The organism is Streptomyces sp. NPDC051064, assembly GCF_044455985.1.
Lineage (GTDB): Bacteria > Actinomycetota > Actinomycetes > Streptomycetales > Streptomycetaceae > Streptomyces.
This window is the reverse complement of the sequence record NZ_JBITFK010000004.1, coordinates 645171-664040: the sequence shown is the minus strand read 5'-3', so window position 1 is coordinate 664040 and position 18870 is coordinate 645171. Positions and strand designations below refer to the sequence as shown.

17 protein-coding genes and 5 tRNA genes are annotated in these 18870 nt (G+C 70.3%); 11 read left to right on the top strand and 11 right to left on the bottom strand.

Going from position 1 to position 18870, the window contains the following annotated elements; all coding sequences use genetic code 11:
• The 5 genes from ACIBCU_RS18035 to ACIBCU_RS18015 all read right to left on the bottom strand — a co-directional run.
• Nucleotides 1-1979, bottom strand: a 1979-nt coding sequence (locus ACIBCU_RS18035) for a DEAD/DEAH box helicase (protein WP_399232273.1), incomplete at its 3' end; no start/stop codon positions are given.
• A 239-nt stretch (nt 1980-2218) separates the two neighbouring features.
• Complete coding sequence (locus tag ACIBCU_RS18030; RefSeq protein WP_362936192.1) at nt 2219-2776, bottom strand: hypothetical protein; 558 nt, start codon at nt 2774-2776, stop codon at nt 2219-2221.
• Between the two features lie 117 nt (nt 2777-2893).
• Nucleotides 2894-3277, bottom strand: a complete 384-nt coding sequence (locus tag ACIBCU_RS18025) for a CrcB family protein (protein ID WP_362936189.1) — start codon at nt 3275-3277, stop codon at nt 2894-2896.
• The gene (gene crcB / locus ACIBCU_RS18020) at nt 3274-3771 is read right to left on the bottom strand and encodes a fluoride efflux transporter CrcB (protein WP_399232271.1); all 498 of its coding nucleotides are present in this window, start codon (nt 3769-3771) and stop codon (nt 3274-3276) included. Before crcB ends, ACIBCU_RS18025 begins: the two co-directional genes overlap by 4 nt.
• Complete coding sequence (locus ACIBCU_RS18015) at nt 3768-4121, bottom strand: metallopeptidase family protein (protein ID WP_015578045.1); 354 nt, start codon at nt 4119-4121, stop codon at nt 3768-3770. The genes crcB and ACIBCU_RS18015 overlap by 4 nt, the downstream gene beginning before the upstream one ends.
• 123 nt (nt 4122-4244) lie before the next feature.
• Here ACIBCU_RS18015 and ACIBCU_RS18010 point away from each other — a divergent pair, with 123 nt between their 5' ends.
• The 4 genes from ACIBCU_RS18010 (at nt 4245) to ACIBCU_RS17995 (ending at nt 6152) form a co-directional block, all read left to right on the top strand.
• Nucleotides 4245-5780: a metallophosphoesterase gene (locus ACIBCU_RS18010; protein WP_362936183.1), complete on the top strand. Its 1536-nt coding sequence runs from the start codon at nt 4245-4247 to the stop codon at nt 5778-5780.
• Between the two features lie 80 nt (nt 5781-5860).
• Nucleotides 5861-5933, top strand: a tRNA-Glu gene (locus ACIBCU_RS18005).
• Between the two features lie 43 nt (nt 5934-5976).
• Nucleotides 5977-6051 (top strand) — tRNA-Asp (locus tag ACIBCU_RS18000).
• Nucleotides 6052-6078: 27 nt separating this feature from the next.
• Nucleotides 6079-6152: transfer RNA gene (locus ACIBCU_RS17995), tRNA-Phe, on the top strand.
• Nucleotides 6153-6343: 191 nt separating this feature from the next.
• Here ACIBCU_RS17995 and ACIBCU_RS17990 read toward each other — a convergent pair.
• The 4 genes from ACIBCU_RS17990 to ACIBCU_RS17975 form a co-directional block, all read right to left on the bottom strand.
• Complete coding sequence (locus ACIBCU_RS17990; RefSeq protein ID WP_399232268.1) at nt 6344-6526, bottom strand: DUF6087 family protein; 183 nt, start codon at nt 6524-6526, stop codon at nt 6344-6346.
• Between the two features lie 37 nt (nt 6527-6563).
• The gene (locus ACIBCU_RS17985) at nt 6564-6896 is read right to left on the bottom strand and encodes a helix-turn-helix transcriptional regulator (RefSeq protein WP_362936177.1); all 333 of its coding nucleotides are present in this window, start codon (nt 6894-6896) and stop codon (nt 6564-6566) included.
• 82 nt (nt 6897-6978) lie between these two features.
• Nucleotides 6979-7941 carry a hypothetical protein gene (locus tag ACIBCU_RS17980; RefSeq protein WP_399232266.1) on the bottom strand — a complete coding sequence of 321 codons (963 nt, stop codon included), beginning with the start codon at nt 7939-7941 and terminating at the stop codon, nt 6979-6981.
• Between the two features lie 154 nt (nt 7942-8095).
• Complete coding sequence (locus tag ACIBCU_RS17975) at nt 8096-8542, bottom strand: hypothetical protein (RefSeq protein WP_362936171.1); 447 nt, start codon at nt 8540-8542, stop codon at nt 8096-8098.
• Between the two features lie 250 nt (nt 8543-8792).
• On the opposite strand from ACIBCU_RS17975, the gene ACIBCU_RS17970 reads away from it, so the two are divergent.
• From ACIBCU_RS17970 to ACIBCU_RS17945, 6 genes are all read left to right on the top strand, one after another.
• Entirely contained in the window at nt 8793-9278 is a 486-nt protein-coding gene (locus ACIBCU_RS17970; RefSeq protein ID WP_399232264.1) for a hypothetical protein, read from the top strand.
• 225 nt (nt 9279-9503) lie between these two features.
• On the top strand, nt 9504-10793 hold the full coding sequence (locus tag ACIBCU_RS17965) for a peptidoglycan-binding protein (protein ID WP_362936165.1): 1290 nt from the start codon (nt 9504-9506) through the stop codon (nt 10791-10793).
• Nucleotides 10790-11473 (top strand): ABC transporter ATP-binding protein, encoded by a 684-nt coding sequence (locus tag ACIBCU_RS17960; RefSeq protein WP_362936162.1) that lies wholly within the window; start codon nt 10790-10792, stop codon nt 11471-11473. Before ACIBCU_RS17965 ends, ACIBCU_RS17960 begins: the two co-directional genes overlap by 4 nt.
• Nucleotides 11470-12717, top strand: a complete 1248-nt coding sequence (locus ACIBCU_RS17955; RefSeq protein ID WP_399232261.1) for an ABC transporter permease — start codon at nt 11470-11472, stop codon at nt 12715-12717. Before ACIBCU_RS17960 ends, ACIBCU_RS17955 begins: the two co-directional genes overlap by 4 nt.
• 110 nt (nt 12718-12827) lie before the next feature.
• Nucleotides 12828-12902 (top strand) — tRNA-Asp (locus ACIBCU_RS17950).
• A 22-nt stretch (nt 12903-12924) separates the two neighbouring features.
• Nucleotides 12925-13001 (top strand) — tRNA-Phe (locus tag ACIBCU_RS17945).
• Nucleotides 13002-13041: 40 nt separating this feature from the next.
• On the opposite strand, the gene ACIBCU_RS17940 is transcribed toward ACIBCU_RS17945, so the two are convergent.
• Both ACIBCU_RS17940 and ACIBCU_RS17935 read right to left on the bottom strand, forming a co-directional pair.
• Nucleotides 13042-13872 carry a cytochrome c biogenesis CcdA family protein gene (locus ACIBCU_RS17940; protein ID WP_362936159.1) on the bottom strand — a complete coding sequence of 277 codons (831 nt, stop codon included), beginning with the start codon at nt 13870-13872 and terminating at the stop codon, nt 13042-13044.
• Nucleotides 13869-14645 carry a thioredoxin domain-containing protein gene (locus ACIBCU_RS17935; protein WP_362936157.1) on the bottom strand — a complete coding sequence of 259 codons (777 nt, stop codon included), beginning with the start codon at nt 14643-14645 and terminating at the stop codon, nt 13869-13871. Before ACIBCU_RS17935 ends, ACIBCU_RS17940 begins: the two co-directional genes overlap by 4 nt.
• Before the next feature lie 215 nt (nt 14646-14860).
• On the opposite strand from ACIBCU_RS17935, the gene hrpA reads away from it, so the two are divergent.
• Nucleotides 14861-18781 carry an ATP-dependent RNA helicase HrpA gene (gene hrpA / locus ACIBCU_RS17930; protein ID WP_399232258.1) on the top strand — a complete coding sequence of 1307 codons (3921 nt, stop codon included), beginning with the start codon at nt 14861-14863 and terminating at the stop codon, nt 18779-18781.
• Nucleotides 18782-18870: the final 89 nt, after the last annotated feature.

Genomic DNA, 18870 nt, shown 5'->3' with positions numbered 1-18870 from the left:
ACGCGCTCGCGGTTGAACGACGGACGGTCGTTGTCACGACGCTCGAACGAACGGCCACCCCGGTCGTCACGACGGTCGCCGCCACCGGAGCGGAAGCCGCCCGAGGGACGGTCGTCACGACGCTCGCGGTTGAACGACGGACGGTCGTTGTCACGACGCTCGAACGAACGGCCACCCCGGTCGTCACGACGGTCGCCGCCACCGGAGCGGAAGCCACCGGACGGACGGTCGTCACGACGGTCGTTGCTGCCGCGGAACGACGGACGGTCGTTGCTCCCGCGGTAGCCGGACCCGCCCGAGGGACGGCCGCTGCGCTCGCCGACGCCACGGTCGTTGCCGCCGCGGTAACCCCCGCGGTCGGAGCCACGGTCGTCACGGCGGTTGAAGTTGCCCCGGTCGTCACGACGGTCGTCGCGCGCGGCCGGCTGCTCCGGGACGGACACCGCTGCGATGAGCGCCGCCTCGGCTTCGGCGGCCACCTCGGCCACCGCCGCCTCCGGGTCGTCGCCCCGCTCGCGGGCGGCACGGGCGACCAGACGGTCGGCCTCCTCGCGCAGCTCGACGGCCCGGCGCTGGACGCGCTCCAGCTGCTTGGTGAGGTCGGCGGCCTCGCGCTCGGCCTGCTTGGCCGCGTTGTTCGCGGAGTCGGCCTGGACCTCGGTCAGCGACCGGGCACCGGTGATCTCGGCGACCTCGGGCTCGAAGACGCCCGCGCCCTGCACGATGTGACGCGAGGCGTCGACGCCCGCGTCCTCCATGAGGCGGAAGATCTGGCGGCGCTGGTGCGGCAGCGCCAGCGACACGACCACACCGGACTTGCCGGCACGGGCGGTACGGCCCGAGCGGTGCAGGTAGTCCTTGTGGTCGCCGGCCGGGTCCACGTTCAGGACCAGGTCGATGCCGTCGACGTGGATGCCGCGGGCGGCGACGTCGGTGGCGACGAGCGCGTTGACGAAGCCCTTCTTGAAGTCCTCGAGCACGCGGGTACGGGCACCCTGCGTCATGCCGCCGTGCAGCGCGTCGGCCTTCACGCCGGACTCGATGAGCTGCTCGGCGATGCGGTCGGCGCCCAGCTGGGTGCGGACGAAGATGATCGTGCGGCCCTTACGGGCGGCGATCGCGGCCGTGACGGGCGCCTTGTCCTTCGGCTTCACGACGAGGACGTGGTGCGACATGGTCGAGACGTTGCCCTGGGCGCTGTCGACCTCGTGGGTGACCGGGTTGCTCAGGTAACGCTTGACGAGCGTGCCGATCTCGTTCTCCATGGTCGCGGAGAAGAGCATGCGCTGGCCGCCACCGGGGATCTGGTCGAGCAGCTCGGTGACCTCGGGCAGGAAGCCCAGGTCCGACATCTGGTCGGCCTCGTCGAGGACCGCGACCTGGACGTTCTCCAGGGAGCAGGCGCCACGGTTGATGATGTCGCGCAGCCGGCCCGGGGTGGCGACGAGGACGTCGACACCGCGCTCCAGCGCGTAGATCTGGTTGCCCATGGACGTACCGCCGCAGACGACCTTCATCTTCAGGCCGAGCACGTCGCCGTAGGGCTGCAGCGCGTCCGCGACCTGCATCGCGAGCTCACGGGTCGGCGTGAGGATGATCGCGCGGGGCTTCTTCTTCTCGGTGTGACCGCCGGCCAGCGCGGCCAGGGTCGGCAGACCGAAGGAGAGCGTCTTGCCGGAGCCGGTGCGGCCACGGCCCAGGATGTCCTTGCCGGCCAGGGCGTCCGGGATGGTCGCGGCCTGGATCGGGAAGGGGGCCGTCACACCGTTCTGCGCGAGCTTGCGGACGATGCCCTCAGGCAGTCCGAGCGAGGCGAAGGTGATGCTCGGCTCGGCGTCCTCGTCGGACGCGGCCTCGACGGAGGTCTCCGCGGTCGGGGCCTCCGTCGCGGGGGTCTCGTCGGCTGCCTCGGGGGCCTGGGCCACTACGGCCTCGGCGGCCTCCACGACCTCGATGTTCTCGACGTCGTTCTCGGACATGACGGTGTGGTCAGAACTGGAAATTGACATGCGAAATGCGAAACCTTCCGGAGTCTCGGCACGCGCCCGTAACTCCGTGTTTTCGCAATTTCGACCGCCTCAATGCGGTCCAGCCACGGCAAGGGAGAGTACGCGCCACACGGCGCTCTTCTGTGTCGGCGCCGGGCATAGGATCAAACGATCTACTACCATACGCACCCTCCCCCCATTCATGCAAACCGGCCCCCTCCCGACCCTGCTCACACCGGCGCGACCTGCGGTGATACCCGGGGAGTGGGCCACACCTCGATCCTCCCCGGCGCCCCTATCGCATCCGTACGGGACTGCGCGGCCGGCGAGGCGGAAGGCTGCTCCGGCGGCGACGAGGGTTCCGGCTCGGGCGAGGGCGGAGGCTCCTCGGGAATGACCGGCGGAGGCGGAGGCTCACCCGGTCCGGGCTCACTGGGCTCCGGGGTGGGCAGAGGGCCGCCCCGGGTCGGCTCCGGGGTGCCGGGGCCACCGGCCTCCGGGCGGGTGCCCTCGGGCCCGGCCGACGGGGCACGGCCCGACGCCTCGGCGTCCGGCTTGCGGGAGGCGCCCCGGTCGGACTGCGCCTCGGCACGGCCGCCGCCCGAGCCGGACCGCCCGGTGCCGGACACGGTGCCGCCGTCCGGACGGTCCGGCGCACCCTTCTCGCCGGCGGCACGCGAAGGAGCCGGCTTCCCTGCGTCGTCGCCGACGCTCACACAGCCTGTGGACGCGGCGATCGTCAGCACGGTGACGGCTGCCCAGCGGACGCGGGCGGACAACTGGCGCACGGGGTGGCACCTCCGGGGAGGGGAGACGGCGGGAAGGGAGAGCGATGTGTCCAACTCCCCCGCACCCGCCGGGGACACGCCCCGACACAACACCCGCACACACGCGGGCCGGCACGGTCACCCGCCGGGACCCCCGAAGCCCCCCGCGAGCTCCGCCCCCAGGAACACGGCCCCGAGCCCCACCAGCAGGGACGCCAGCAGATTGGCGCCGGCCAGGAAGCCGCGGCCCGTCTCGGCCAGCCGCAGAGACTCGTACGAGAACGTCGAATACGTCGTCAGCGCCCCGCACAGCCCCGTACCCAGCAGCGCGTACACCGGTGTGGACACCGCGGCTCCCGTGAGTACGCCGAGCAGCAGGCTGCCCGCCGCGTTCACGGTGAAGGTCCCCCACGGGAAGACGTACGGCGTCCCCGCACCGTGCCGCGCCTGCACCGCACGGTCCGTCAGATAGCGCAGCGGTGCCCCGGCCGCGCCCCCGAGGACGACCAGCAGCCAGTTCACGCCCGCCGCCCCCGTCCGTCCACCAGAGCCCGGGTGAGCGCGGCCGCCCCCCACACCGCGCCGAGCGCCGCCACAGCCGTCGCCACCATGTACGCCATGGCCGTCACCGCCTCCTGACGCGCCAGCAGCTTCGACACATCGGCCGCGTACGTCGAGAACGTGGTGAACCCGCCGAGCACCCCGACCCCCAGGAACGGCCGTACCAGCGGATGCGTGAGCCTCCCCCGCTCGGCGGTCAGCACCATCAGCACACCGATCAAGGCGCAGCCGACCACATTGACGGCGAAGACCGCCCAGGGGAAGCCGTCCTCGGCGGTGGGCCAGGCGAGGGACGCCGCATACCGCGCCGTGGCCCCGGCCGCGCCGCCCGCGGCGATCGCCGCCAGGACCCGCCACTTCCCCGCGCCCGCCGTCTCGGCGCGCTGCGCGGGTACGGAGAGGTCGACGTCCGGGTCGACGACGGGCCGCCCGGGCGGTGGATCCTGGGTGCTCACCCGTACCCCAGTTCGTGCAGCCGTTCGTCGTCGATGCCGAAGTGGTGGGCGATCTCGTGGACCACGGTGATCTCCGTCTCGGCGACGACGTCCTCGCGGGTCTCGCACATCCGCAGCGTCGGCCCCCGGTAGATGGTGATCCGGTCCGGCAGCACCCCCGCGTACCACTCACCGCGCTCGGTGAGCGGCGTGCCCTCGTAGAGTCCGAGCAGCTCCCGGTCCTCCGGGTCCTCCGGCTCCTCCTCCACGAACACCGCGACGTTGTCCATCAGCCGCATCAGCTCCGGCGGGACCCGGTCAAGAGCCAGGCTCACCAGCTCTTCGAACTCCTCGCGCGTCATCTCCAGCACCCGGCCATTGTCACGTACGCAGGGCGGGAACGGGCGGGCCGCACCCGCCCCGGCGGCACCCGCCCGGCCCACACCTCCCCGCCCGCCCGCATGTCCGCCGCCCGATCGGGGCATACGCGCCCAATGGCCCGCCCGTTCCACGCCGCAGCCGTCCGTGTCCGCCGCCTCCATCGCTCCCGCTCGCGCGCCACCGCCCCGACCGGCGGGCTCCTCCCCTCCGCGCACCCCTGGAAACGGGCCTTCGGCCTGCTGGCCGTGGTCGTGCTGGGCGCCTGGCTGGGGCTGCTGGTCGTCGGCAGCGTGCGTACGCCGGTGGGGCCCATGGACACCACCATGACGCTGCGGCCGTCGGCGGTCGGCGGCACCAAGATCAACGTGTCACCGCTCGGCGCCCTGGAGCTGGACTCCCACCACGCCCCGGTCCGCCTGGACGTGGACGTCGACCAGCTCGACCCGGAGCGCTCCCAGGCCCTGGTCAAGCACCCCGAGCGCCTCTCGGGTCTCCAGGACGAGGTCACCGACGACGTCGCCTCCGGCACCCGGGAGCTGGCCGTCCGCTCCTGCGTGGCCGTGGTCTCCGGCGCCACCGCACTCGGCCTCGTCGTCTACCGGCGCCCGCGCCGCGCCCTGGCCGCCGGAGGCCTCGCCCTGGCGCTGCTGGCCGCCTCGGGCGTCAGCGCCTACGCCACCTGGAACCCGAAGTCCGTCCTGGAGCCGAAATTCTCCGGGCTGCTCTCCAGCGCCCCCTCGGTCGTCGGCGACGCCCGCTCGATCGTCACCGAATTCGACGTCTACCAGCAGGAGCTGGCCCGGCTCGTCACCAACGTCACCAAGCTGTACGACGCCACGTCCACGCTCCCCGTGTACCAGCCGGACCCGGCGACCATCCGGGTTCTGCACGTCTCCGACATCCATCTCAACCCCGCCGCCTGGCACATCATCGGCTCACTGGTCGAGCAGTACGAGATCGACGTGATCATCGACTCGGGCGACACGATGGACCACGGGACGGCCGCGGAGAACGGCTTCCTCGACCCCGTCCGCGACCTCGGCGCCCCCTATGTGTGGGTGAGGGGCAACCACGACTCCAAGCAGACCCAGGCCTATCTGAAGAAGACCAGGAACGCGTACGTACTGGACGAGGGCCACGCCGTGAGCGTGGCCGGGGTGCGGATCGCCGGCACCGGCGACCCCCAGTTCACCCCCGACCGGTCACGTCCCACCGGCGGCAAGGCCTCGGAGGAGCTCGCGGGCATGCGCCTCGCCTCGGCGCTCCGCGACCAGAAGCGGGCGGGCACCCCGGTGGACATCGCGGTGGCGCACGACCCGAACGCGGCGCGGGAGACGGACGGCACGGTTCCGCTGGTCCTGGCCGGCCATGTGCACCACCGGGTCAACGAACTGCTGCCCCTGGGCACGCGGCTGAAGGTCGAGGGCTCCACGGGTGGCGGCGGACTGCGCGCCGTGCAGAACCAGAAGCCCGAGAAGGTGCGCGCCTCGGTGCTCTATCTGGACCGCGCCACCCGGCATCTGCAGGCCTGGGACGAGATCACCCTGGGCGGTCTGGGCCTGACGACGGCCGAGGTCAGCCGCCATCTCCCGGAGGAGAACCTGAAGAGTCCTGCACCCTCCCCGAGCGTCCCGACGCCCTCCCCGTAAACCGTTTTGGCGATACCTCCCCGCATCCCATATGCTTCTCACGTCCCCGACGCGCTGGAAGGCACGCAGGTGGGCCCTTAGCCCTCATCGTCTAGTGGCCCAGGACGCCGCCCTTTCAAGGCGGTAGCACGGGTTCGAATCCCGTTGGGGGCACGTAAAACGTTACGTATGCGAATTCGTTCGCATACGTAAATATGGTCCTGTGGAGCAGTTTGGAGTGCTCGCCACCCTGTCAAGGTGGAGGCCGCGGGTTCAAATCCCGTCAGGACCGCTTGCAGATCGCCTCGGCGAACTGCGTGGCTGGGTAGCTCAGTTGGTACGAGCGATCGCCTGAAAAGCGATAGGTCGCCGGTTCGATCCCGGCCCCAGCCACTGCACTGAAAACGCCCCGGACATGCCGTCCGGGGCGTTTTCGTGGCGCCTGAAAGCGCCCGGAGGGTGTCCTCTGCTGGGAGGAGGCGGTGCGCTCGTGGACCGGTGCAGGTACGCCATCATCACCAACTGGGGGCTGACGGCATGGCCTGCCCGGCCGTCGGCTCGCCCGGAAGGGCCGGCCTGCCGCGTCACGCGGCGGAGTCGTCGTCGAGCGCCCGCTCAGCGACCCCGTCCCGGGCGGCGGCGAGGTTCGGCGCGGTGCCGACCACCCGGTAGGTGAAGTCGTCCCACTCCTCCAGGGCCCGTGGCCCGTCGGGCCGGAGGTGGCCGACGCCGCCGTGCACCGACCGGTGACGCCGCCAGATGTCCATCGGCGCCGGATGTGTCGCACGCTGCGGACCCCGTTGCTCAATTCTGACCGGTTGGTCCCACGGCGGTCCCGGCCGCCACAGGGTCCAGTCGGCGCAACGTGGCCAGCAGGCAGAGCTGGAGGCGGGAGAGCCCGAAGTGCTTCACCCGGAGGTTTGACACATGGAACTTCACCGTACGGGTCGTGATACCCAGGTGGGTGGCGATCTCCGCATTGGTCGGCCCACCCCGCAGCAGGTCGAGGACCTTCTCCTCGGTCTCGGTGAGAGGGGGATCGAGGGCGAGCGCGCGGAGGAGTAAGTCCGCGGCTGCCGAGGTACCACCGTCCCCGTCCAGCAAGCAGTCCCCGTCCACCTGGTCAACAGAACGCATGAATCCCCCCCCGGGGTTCAACAGCCGCGCGGGTGGCCAGAGCCCGCGCAATCCTGATGTGAAGGAATCGTAACTGATCCGATCAGCCGTTGAGTTGCGCTGCGAGGCGGAGCCGGTCTTGGGTCTGTTGCTTGAACAGGGCGAGGGTCTCGGCGTGCTCTTCCACCAGAGACTTCTCGTACGCGCTCTGCACGGCGTAGCGGATGCCGATGTAGTTGACCTGCGTCTTGCAGGCGACGTCCGCTGTGGCGATGGTGACGGCCTCGGGGCTGGAGAGCTCGCCCTGCTCCAGGCCCAGGTCCGACTGGATGTTGTCGGGACTGGAGGTGGTGAAGCCGGAATCAGCCATGCACTGTGACCACTTGGCCGTGGCCTTCCTCACCCTGGAGTCCTCCAGCGCCCTGGACTCGGCCTCACCACCCAGATTGAAGACGAAGAGGATGTCGATGGATCCCGGATTCGGGGCGTACAGCTTCAGAGCCGACTCCCGACCGCAGCCGCCGACGGGCACTTCCTCGCCGTTGACGATGATGCCGCTGCCCGGCGCCTTCTCCGCCTCGGCCTGCGACATGGGTTCATCGGTGGGGGCGGCTGCCTTGCCCTTTGCCTTCGCCGCAGCCTCGGCAACGGGGTCCACCCCGTTCAGCACCGTCTCGCCGGTCCTGCTGAGAGGGGGTGGCGACTGTCTCGTGGCGGGTGCCGGGTCGGTTGCTCGGCCAGGGCTCGCGTAGCCGAACTGGGCGGCATCCTCCGCGCTGGCCAGCCCGAAGACCCGTGATTTCGAGTCGTCCCTGCTCGGAGGTGTCGGGGCTGGGCGGGCGTACTCGAAGCCGAAGCGCTTCATGCATTGCTCGACCAGACGATCCTGGGCCTTTTTCACCTGATACTGCTGATCGGAGGTGGCCTCGTATGCTGCGATCGGGAATTCCAGGCCTTCGGTGCTGCTCAATTTCTCGATGCTGCCGATGGCCGGCTCCTTTCCCGCGCCGTCGGCTGCGGTCTCCTCGCCTGCGCAGCCGCTGAGGGTCAGTGCGGCAGCGCTCACCAGACAGGTGGCAGCCAGGAGTCGGGCTGGGAGAGCCATGGCGGGGATCCTCGCGGTCGTCGTGCGGGTAGCGTGGAGAAACCGCTGTCCCGCTTGATAACGGCAAACGGGACAGCGGGCAGTGAGAGCTCGGGCGTGTGCCGCCCGGTGCGATCTAGTAGGGGGCGCAGTACTCGACCAGATAGCAGGTCGACTCGATGTTGTTCTTGAAGTTGGCGGTCGCGTTACCGACGTAATAGGCGGGAATTTCGCCGTGGTACGTACCTCCGCTGTTGGGGCCGGTATGGACGTACCAGGATTCGCCGGTGCGGTTCTTGTAGGAGGCGGTGTTGTTGCCGACGACCTGTCCCTTGCCGTTGCACGAGCCAGAGCTCGGGAAGGCCTTGAAATAGTCGTTGTTGAAGTTCTGGTCCTTGTCGTACAGGTCGAAGACGCAGCCGGCCTGGTCCGAGTTGTAGTAGAAGCCGATCTCCTCTGGGTCCAGGTAGCCGTCGTAGGCGACCTGCTCGGCTGCCGCTGTGCCGGCAGTAGCCAGACCGAAGCCGCCGAGGGCGGAGATGGCCAGCGCGACTGTGGCTACGCGGCGGGTGAGGTTCGTCATGAACAGAACTCCTTGCTACAGAGGTGCTGTTGCGTGTGCAGCCGTTCGACGTGCCGCGTCATTACAGATCGTCAATTAATCGCCGTCTACTGTCCCTTGGGCCAGTAGACGGCGACTCTCACCACGTGGTGGGGTCAGTCGCGGTTGGACCCGTTCTGCGGCGGACGGTCCCGGGGGAAGACGGCTGGGCGTGACGTGCCGCAGAGCGGCTACGCCACCCCCCCCTCCCCTCAGCAAAACGGAGTTACTCATGCCCTCCCCCACTCGCGTCACGCAATCACTGTGCGCAGCACTGCTGGCAGCCGCCGTCCTGGTCGGATGCGGCGGTGCCGAGAAGGACAGCGCGGGCAGCGGGAGTGATTCCGGCACGAGGCCCGCAGCGGGTGGGAAGCCCTCGGCGGCGAGTGACTCGGACCGTGACTACTACGGGTGCCTGGAGAAGAACGGGGTCGAGATCGAGACCACCTCCGACGGTGAACTCCGTGTGGTCAAGGCCGGTGGGAAAGAGGCGGTGCTGACCAAGGCCGAGGGGAAGTGTGCGGATCTCCTGCCTGCGCGGGACACTCCCGCGGACGAGGGTGGGACGGCGGGGGCAGACCCGGCCTTCGTCGCATGCATGAAGGCCAAGGGCTTCACCACATACGACAGGGCCGAGATGGACGATAACGACGCCCTCGTCGCGGCCCTGAAGAAGTGCAGCCCTGGCAAAAACGGCAAAGCCGTCGTCGGCGGCTGACCGACCCCGGCAGGACACGGTCAAGCAGATCTGCAGGGTACGACGAGGAAATGTGATGACGTGACCGCACAACCGGATGCTGCTGACGAACCCGTTGTAAAAACGATGCAGGAGGCCGGAGAGACTGCCGCCGCAGACGGAGGTCCCGCCGGCGGGCTTGCGCGTAGGCGCCGTTGGATCGCCGCTGTCGCGGGTGGGGCGGTGTTGCTCGCGGGGGCCGGGGTGGTGGCCTCCACCCTGATCAAGTCGCCTTCGCAGGCGGCGGCGGAGGCGAGGCCGCCGGAGCGGTCGGTGTTGACGTCACCGGTGGAACATCGGGTGTTGACGTCGTCGGTGATCGTGCGCGGGCAGGTCGTTGCCGGACAGAGTGTGGATGTGGCGCCGCAGGTGGCCGGCGGGGAGGACGGTGCCGCACCCGTCGTGACCAAGTTGCCGGTCAAGCAGGGCGATCGGCTGAAGGCCGGGCAGGTGTTGCTCGAGGTCTCCGGGCGGCCGGTGTTCGCCCTGCCCGGGCGGATACCCGTCTACCGCGATCTCAAGCCCGGCGCGGAAGGCGACGACGTGAAGCAGCTGCAGGAGGCGCTGCAAGACCTGGGGCACGGCACGGGCGGCGATACCGCCGGGACCTTCGGAGCAGGGACCAAGGCCGCCCTCAACGCCTTCTACGCCGGCATAGGTTACGACCCGCTGCAGGCTGTGGACGACAACGGGGAAGGGCTGAAGACGGCCGAGGGTGCGGTGACGGCGGCTGAGCGGGCGGTGGAGGAGGCCCAGGACGCCGAGGGCAAGGGGTCGGCGCGTGGCGTGCAGTACGCGCGGGATGATCTGGCTGAGGCGCGGGATGATCTGGCTGCCGCGCAGGCCGCGTCGGGTCCTCGGCTGCCGGCCGGCGAAGTGGTCTTCCTACAGGGCTTTCCCGCCCGGGTGGATGCGGTGCCGGGGCGCGTGGGTGCGCCCGTGGACGGGACGATGCTGACGGTGTCCGGCGGGAAGCTCGCGGTACAGGCCTATCTGCAGGAGCATCAAAAGGGCCTGGTGCGCAAGGGGCAGCGGGTGCAGATCTACTCGGAGCTGACCGGCATCGAGGCGCAGGCGAAGGTGGGTTCGCTGGCCGATTCGCTGACTGCGCCGGACAGCGGCAGCGGGGGTGGTGGCGGCGAGGGCGAGCCGGGCGGTGGGGTGCCGGCGGCGGCGGGGCAGAGCGGCTATCTGCTGCGGGTCGATCCGGACAAGGCGTTGGATGCCCAGTTGGCCGGGCAAGATGTGCGGCTGACCATCGAAGCGGCCCGTACCGACGGCAAGGCGCTGGTCGTGCCGATCACCGCGCTGACCGCGGGCGCCGACGGCCGGACCACGGTCACGGTGCTCCAGCCGGACGGCGAGCAGCGTCGGGTGGAGGTGCGCACGGGCACCGCGGGCGACGGCTTCGTTGCCGTGGAGCCGGTGGGGGCTGCCCGGCTGGACAAGGGCGAGCAGGTCATCACGGGCGTGAAGAAGGGGGCGTTGGGGCAGTGACGCCGGTCATCGAGTTCCGCCAGGTCGGCCTCACCTATCCGGGGCCGCCGCCCGTGCCTGCCCTCAAGCCGTGTGAACTGCTCGTCGAGGCGGGGGATTTCGTTACCGTCGTCGGGCCTTCGGGCTCGGGCAAGTCCACCTTCCTCAACATAGCCGGGCTACTGGACGCCCCCACCCATGGCACGTACCTCCTCGACGGCTACGACACCGGCGCGCTGTGTGACGCCGATCGCACCGCGCTGCGCGGTCGTCGCATCGGCTTCGTCTTCCAGGCCTTTCATCTGCTGCCGCACCGCTCGGCGTTGGAGAACGTCACCCTGGCCATGGTCTACAACGGCGTACCCCACGCCGAGCGGGCCCCGCGCGCCCGCGACGCCCTGGTCCGCGTGGGCCTCGGCCACCGCATCGACTCGCTGCCCACCCGGCTCTCGGGCGGTGAACGCCAACGCGTCGCCATCGCCCGGGCGCTGGCCGCCGGCCCCTCTCTGCTGCTGTGCGACGAGCCCACCGGCAACCTCGACACCGCCAACGCCGGGGCGGTCCTGGGGCTCCTGGACGAACTGCACGCCGATGGGATGACCATCTTGCTGATCACGCACGATCTGGAGGTGGCCGCCCGCGGTGCCCGCACCGTAGTCATCCGCGACGGTGTCCTTCGTGAGCAGCAGGTGGCCGCGTGAAGCTGCGCATCCGGCGTGGACGCGCCCCCGCCGGCGTCATACCCTCCGCCTTCGCCCCCCGCGACCTGCTCGCCGAGGCCACGGCCGGGGTCCTGCAGCGGCCCGCCCGCTCCGCGCTGACCGCGCTCGGCACGGTGCTCGGCGTCGGCACGTTCGTGGCGATACTCGGGCTGACCGCGACCACCTCGTCCCAGATCGACGCCCGGTTCAATGCGCTGACCGCCACCGAGGTGACGATCGAGGAGACGGTGGACGACCCCGACCAGCTCACCGGGCCCGTCTTCCCCGCGGACGCCGACGCCCGGATGCGCAGGGTCAACGGGGTCAAGGCCGCGGGGGTCTACTGGACCGTACGAGACGACCGGGCGGGCAGCGCCCGCTCCGCGCCCATCGGCGACAGTGCCGGAGGCGAGCGGATCGATGTTGTCGCAGCCTCGCCCGGCGTCCTGAAGGCCGCCGTGCCGACCCTGGCCGAGGGGCGGCTGTACGACGAGCGGATGGCCCAGGCCGGCCGGGTCGCCGTGATCGGCGCAGGAACCGCGAGCCGGCTGGGCATCACCACCCTGGAGACCCATCCTGCGCTGTTCATCGGCGAAGAGTCGTTCACCGTCGTCGGCATCGTCGACGACGTGGAGCGCAAGGCCGACCTGCTGCTTTCCGTCGTCGTCCCGCGCACCACCGCCGAGCAGATCTGGGGCGCCCCCGGCCCCACCGAGTCCGGCATGCTGATCGCCACCGAACTGGGCGCCGCCCAGCAGGTCGCCACCGAAGCGGCCACCGCGCTGCGCCCCGACCACCCCGAGTACTTCAAGGCTGTCCCGCCTCCGGACCCCAGGACCCTGCGCTCGACCGTGGGCTCCGACCTGAGTCAGCTCTTTTTGCTGCTGGCCGGGATCTGCCTGATCATCGGTGCGGTCGGCATCGCCAACACCACCCTGGTCGCGGTGCTGGAGCGGACCGGCGAGATCGGGCTGCGCCGCGCCTTGGGCGCCCGCGCCCGGCACATCACCGCCCAGTTCCTGGCCGAGTCCGGAGCCCTGGGCGCCCTTGGCGGCCTGGTGGGCACCAGCCTGGGCACCGTGACGGTGGTCGCCGTATCTCTGGCCCGGGACTGGACGCCGGTCGTGCACCCCGCAACCGTCGCCGCCGCCCCGCTGATCGGGCTGGTCACCGGTGTGCTGGCCGGCCTCTATCCGGCCTGGCGGGCCTCGCGCATCCAGCCGGTGGAGGCCCTTCGGCGCTGACCGGTGAGGCCTGCGGACCCTACCCGGAATGCCGACCGCGCCGATTTCGGGTTCGAATCCCGTTGGGGGCCCGCTCGACCGTGTGCGAGACTTGTCTCGCACATCAGCTTGGTCCTGTGGAGCAGTTTGGAGTGCTCGCCACCCTGTCAAGGTGGAGGCCGCGGGTTCAAATCCCGTCAGGACCGCTGCAGCCCGTATGAGCTGCGTGGCTGGGTAGCTCAGTTGGTACGAGCGATCGCCTGAAAAGCGATAGGTCGCCGGTTCGATCCCGGCCCCAGCCACCACCCGAAAGCCCCGTCCCCCCGGACGGGGCTTTCGCCGTACTCACTCGGTGTCACGCCGCCGCCGCACCGCCTGCACGGTCAGTCCGAGCAGCACCACGGCCGCGACGGCCGTCAGCGCCGCCCCGTCCGGCACCCGCCCGCCGAGGCTCTGGGCCCACTGCTCGACGGCGAACGAGTCGTCCACGTCCAGGAGTCCGGGCAGCGCGGTCGTCCCGTCGTACACGAGGAAGAGCACTCCGAGCCCGATGAAGAAGAGGCCGGAGAGCAGCGTGGTGCTGTGCAGCTCGAAGCGGCCGGCCCGCAGCGGCCTGCCGCGCAGCCAGGCCCGGCGGCCGAGGTCGAAGCGTTCCCAGAGCAGGGCGAGCACGAACAGCGGCACGGCCATGCCCAGCGCGTAGACGGCGAGCAGCAGTCCGCCGTAGACGGGGCTGCCGCTGACGGCGGCCACCGTGAGGACGCTGCCGAGGATCGGGCCCGCGCAGAACCCCGCCAGCCCGTAGACCGCGCCCAGGGCGTAGACGGAGAGGGCGGTGGTGGGCCGGATCCTGCCGCTGATGGCGGCGATCCTCCGGGAGGCGAAGCCCAGCCCGACGATCTGGGCGAGGCCGAGCCCGATGATCAGCCAGCCCGCGCCGAGGACGAGCGCGTCACGGTGCCCGTAGAAGAGCCGCCCGGCGTACGAGCCCGCGGCGCCGAGCGGGACGAGCGTGGTGGCGAGACCGGCGTAGAAGATGCCCGTACGCGCCAGCAGCCGGGAAGCGGAGTCCACGGAGTACGCGAAGAAGGCCGGGAGCAGCAGGGCGCTGCACGGGCTGACGAGGGCCAGGAGGCCTCCGAGGAGGGCGGCGAAGTAGCCGAGGTCCGGGGTCACTTCGCGGGGTCCCCGGCGCTTCCGACGTTGGCTTCCTCCGCCGCCGCGTCCTCGATGGCCTCGGTGAAGACGGCCATGGGCTGGGCCCCGGCCAGGGGGCGGCCGTTGATGAGGAAGGACGGGGTGGACGTGGCGCCGATCCCGTAGGCCTGCTCCCGGTCCTCGCGGACCGCTTCGGTGGCGGCCGCGCTGTCGGTGTCGCGCGCGAAACGGTCGAGGTCCTTCACGCCGGCCTGCTGGGCGAGGGCCCTGAGGCGGTCCTCGCCGAAGCCCTTCTCCTTGGCGCCCTCGGCGTAGGCGGCCCGGTGGAAGGCCCAGAAGCGGTCCTGCCGGCCGGCCGCCCAGGAGGCACGGGCGGCGGCCTCGGAGGCCTCGCCGAAGATCGGGAAGTTGCGCCACTCGATGCGCAGGGTGCCGTCCTCGACGTACCTCTTGATCAGTTCGGGTTCGGTGTCCCGGGCGAACTTCCCGCAGTAGCCGCACTGGAAGTCGGCGTACTCGATGAGGACGACGGGGGCGTCGGCGCGGCCCTGGGCGAGCTTGTCGCCGGCGTCGCGCCGGGCCAGTCCCGCCAGCTCCTCGTAGACGTCGGGGTCCGGCCCCGCGGTGGCGGCGGCCGGGGTGTCGGAGGCGGGTGCGTCCGGGGCGGTCGCCCGGTAGGAGACGAAGCCGAGCAGCCCGGCGGCGAGCACGACGACGAGGCCGAAAAGGATCGGCTTCCTCGCGGAGGACGGCTTCTTCGCGGAGGGCGAGAGGCGGGCGGGCGTGGGCATACGGCGCTCCGTGCGGGTGCGGTGCGGAAAAGGGCGAGCGGGGGCCGCCCTGCGACGGGGAACGGATGATCAGTTGCCCGAAATGGTACGTCCTGTGACGCCGCCCTCCCGCTCGGTCACCGGCCGTCGCGGGACCCGGTCCGGGAGAGGTGTGACACGGCCCGGACGAAATAGGTTCGCCACTCCTCGCGCCCGGGTGAGATCCTGGGATCCGTATGTCTACTTCCTTCGCCGATCTCCAGTCCCAGCTCGGGCAGCTCTCGCTCCGCGACGCGCACCGGCTCGGCCGCCGTCTCGAGGGTGCCCGCCGCATCCGCAAGCCCGAGGCCCGCCAGTCCGTGCTGGACGAGATCTCGGCCGAAGCCGGAAAGGCAGCCGAACGGCTCGCGGGACGCGCCGCGCGGACGCCCGCCCTGTCGTACCCGGAACAGCTCCCGGTCAGCCAGAAGAAGGACGAGATCCTGGAGGCGATACGCGACCACCAGGTCGTGATCGTCGCGGGTGAGACCGGCTCGGGCAAGACCACGCAGATCCCCAAGATCTGCATGGAACTGGGGCGCGGCGTCCGCGGCATGATCGGGCACACCCAGCCCCGCCGGATCGCGGCACGCACGGTCGCCGAGCGCGTCGCGGACGAGCTGAAGACCCCGCTCGGCGAGGCCGTCGGCTGGAAGGTGCGCTTCACCGACCAGGTGAACCCGGACGCGACCTTCTTGAAGCTGATGACGGACGGCATCCTGCTGGCCGAGATCCAGACGGACCGCGAGCTCCTCGCCTACGACACGATCATCATCGACGAGGCCCACGAGCGGTCCCTGAACATCGACTTCCTGCTGGGCTATCTGGCCCGGCTGCTGCCCAAGCGCCCCGATCTGAAGGTCGTCATCACATCGGCGACCATCGACCCGGAGCGCTTCGCGGAGCACTTCGGCGAGGCGCCGATCGTGGAGGTCAGCGGGCGCACGTATCCGGTGGAGGTCCGCTACCGTCCGCTCCTCGAAGAGGACGGCGACGACTCCGACCGCGACCAGATCACCGCGATCTGCGACGCCGTCGACGAGCTGGACCACGAGGCCCCCGGCGACATCCTGGTCTTCCTCTCCGGGGAGCGGGAGATCCGCGACACCGCGGACGCGCTGAACAAGCGCAACCTCAGACACACCGAGGTGCTCCCCCTCTACGCCCGCCTCTCCCACGCCGAGCAGCACCGGGTGTTCCAGCGCCACACGGGGCGCAGGATCGTTCTGGCGACGAACGTCGCCGAGACGTCCCTGACGGTCCCCGGCATCAAGTACGTGATCGACCCGGGCAACGCCCGCATCTCCCGCTACAGCCACCGCACCAAGGTCCAGCGGCTGCCGATCGAGCGGATCTCCCAGGCCAGCGCCAACCAGCGCAAGGGCCGCTGCGGCCGCACGTCGGACGGCATCTGCATCCGGCTGTACTCCGAGGACGACTTCGTCACGCGCCCGGAGTTCACCGACCCCGAGATCCTGCGGACCAACCTCGCCTCCGTCATCCTCCAGATGACCGCGGCCGGCCTGGGCGACATCGAGAAGTTCCCCTTCATCGACCCGCCGGACCACCGCAACATCCGCGACGGCGTCCAGCTGCTCCAGGAGCTGGGCGCGCTGGATCCGGCCGAGAAGGACCCGAAAAAGCGGCTCACCCCGCTGGGCCGCAAGCTCTCCCAGCTGCCCGTCGACCCCCGTCTGGCCCGCATGGTCATCGAGGCCGAGAAGAACGGCTGCGCCCGCGAGGTCATGGTCATCGCCGCGGCGCTCTCCATCCAGGACCCGCGCGAGCGGCCCTCGGAGAAGCAGACCCAGGCCGATCAGAACCACGCCCGCTTCAAGGACGAGACGTCCGACTTCCTGGCGTTCCTCAATCTGTGGCGCTACATCCGGGAACAGCAGAAGGAGCGGGGCTCCTCCAGCTTCCGCCGGATGTGCAAGCAGGAGTATCTGAACTTCCTGCGGATCCGTGAGTGGCAGGACATCTACGCGCAGCTGCGCACGGTGGCCAAGCAGATGGGCATCGAGCTCAATGAGCAGGATGCGCCGGAGCAGTCGGTGCACACCTCGCTGCTGGCGGGGCTGCTCTCGCACATCGGGCTGAAGGACACGGAGAAGAACGAGTACGTGGGCGCCCGCAGCGCCAAGTTCGCGATCTTCCCGGGCTCCGCGCTGTTCAAGAAGCAGCCGCGGTTCGTGATGTCGGCCGAGCTCGTCGAGACGTCCCGGCTGTGGGCGCGGGTCAACGCCAAGGTCGAGCCGGAGTGGATCGAGCCGCTCGCCCAGCACCTGCTGAAGCGCACCTACAGCGAACCGCACTGGGAGAAGGACCAGGCTGCGGTGATGGCGTACGAGCGGGTCACGCTCTACGGGGTGCCGATCGTCGCCCAGCGCAAGATCAATTTCGGCCGTATCGACCAGGAGGCGTCGCGGGATCTGTTCATCCGCAACGCCCTGGTCGAGGGCGACTGGCGGACCCACCACCAGTTCTTCCATGACAATCGCAAACTCCTCGGCGAGGTCGAGGAGTTGGAGCACCGGGCGCGGCGTCGCGACATCCTCGTGGACGACGAGACGCTCTTCGACTTCTACGACCAGCGGATTCCGGAGCACATCGTCTCCGGGGCGCACTTCGACTCCTGGTGGAAGCACAAGCGCCGCGACGAGCCGGACGCGCTCGACTTCGAGCGCTCGATGCTCATCAACGAGAAGGCCGGGGCCGTCACCAAGGACGACTACCCGGACTCCTGGCGGCAGGGGAAGCTCAAGTTCCGGGTGACCTACCAGTTCGAGCCCGGCGCGGACGCCGACGGTGTGACCGTCCACATCCCGCTCCAGGTGCTCAACCAGGTCATCTCCGAGGGCTTCGACTGGCAGATCCCCGGCCTGCGCGAAGAGGTGGTCACCGAGCTGATCCGCTCGCTGCCCAAGCCGATCCGCCGGCACTACGTCCCCGCCCCGAACTACGCGACGAAGTTCCTGGAGCGCGCGGTGCCGCTCCAGGAGCCGCTGCCGCTGACGCTCGCCCGTGAGCTCCAGCGGATGGTGGGCGTCCCGGTCACGGCCGACGACTTCGACCTGTCCCGGATCCCGGACCATCTGAAGATCACCTTCCGGATCACCGACGAGCGGCGGCGCAAGGTCGCCGAGGACAAGGACCTGGAGGCGCTGAAGATCCAGCTGCGCCCCAAGGCCCGCCAGGCCCTCTCCAAGGCCGCCGCGGCCACCGCGGGGCCCTCGGGAGAGTCCATCGAGCGTTCGGGCCTCACGGACTGGACGATCGGCACCCTGGACAAGGTCTTCGAGACCCGTCGGGCGGGCCAGCCGGTCAAGGCGTATCCGGCCCTCGTCGACCAGGGTGAAACCGTCGCCGTACGGCTCTTCGACACCGAGGCCGAGCAGCAGCAGGCGATGTGGCGCGGCACCCGGAAGCTGATCCTTCTGAACATCCCGGTGAACCCCGCGAAGTTCGCCTCGGACAAGCTCACCAACCAGCAGAAGCTGGCGCTGTCGCGTAATCCGCACGGCTCCATCCAGGCGCTCTTCGACGACTGCGCGACGGCGGCGGCCGACCGCCTGATCGCCGCGCACGGCGGCCCCGCCTGGGACGAGGCGTCGTTCCGGACGCTGTACGACAAGGTGCGCGCCGACCTCGTGGACCTCACCGTCCGCACGATCGGGCAGGTGCAGCAGATCCTGGCCGCCTGGCAGGCCTGCGAGCGCCGGCTGAAGTCCACGAACAGCCTGGTCCTGATCAACAACGTCACGGACGTACGGGACCACCTCGCCCGCCTCGTGCCCTCGGGGTTCGTCACCAGGACGGGGCTGCGCAGACTGCCCGACCTGATGCGCTACCTGGTCGCCGAGGACCGCCGGCTGCAGCAGATGCCGACGAACGTCCAGCGCGACACCACGCGCATGGAGAAGGTCCACGAGATGCAGGACGAGTACGCCTGGCTGCTCGAACAGCTGCCGCAGGGGCGGCCCGTGCCGCAGGAGGTCCTGGACATCCGCTGGATGATCGAGGAGCTGCGGGTGAGCTACTTCGCGCACGCCCTGGGCACCGCACAGCCGGTCTCCGACAAGCGGATCGTGAAGGCGATCGACGCGGCCGCACCGTGAACCGGCCCTCCACGGAGCCGTAGCGGCACCCCCACTGTGAGTGAGTTCGACCTGGCCCTCGGACCTCCTGTACAGTCTGTCTTCGCAGC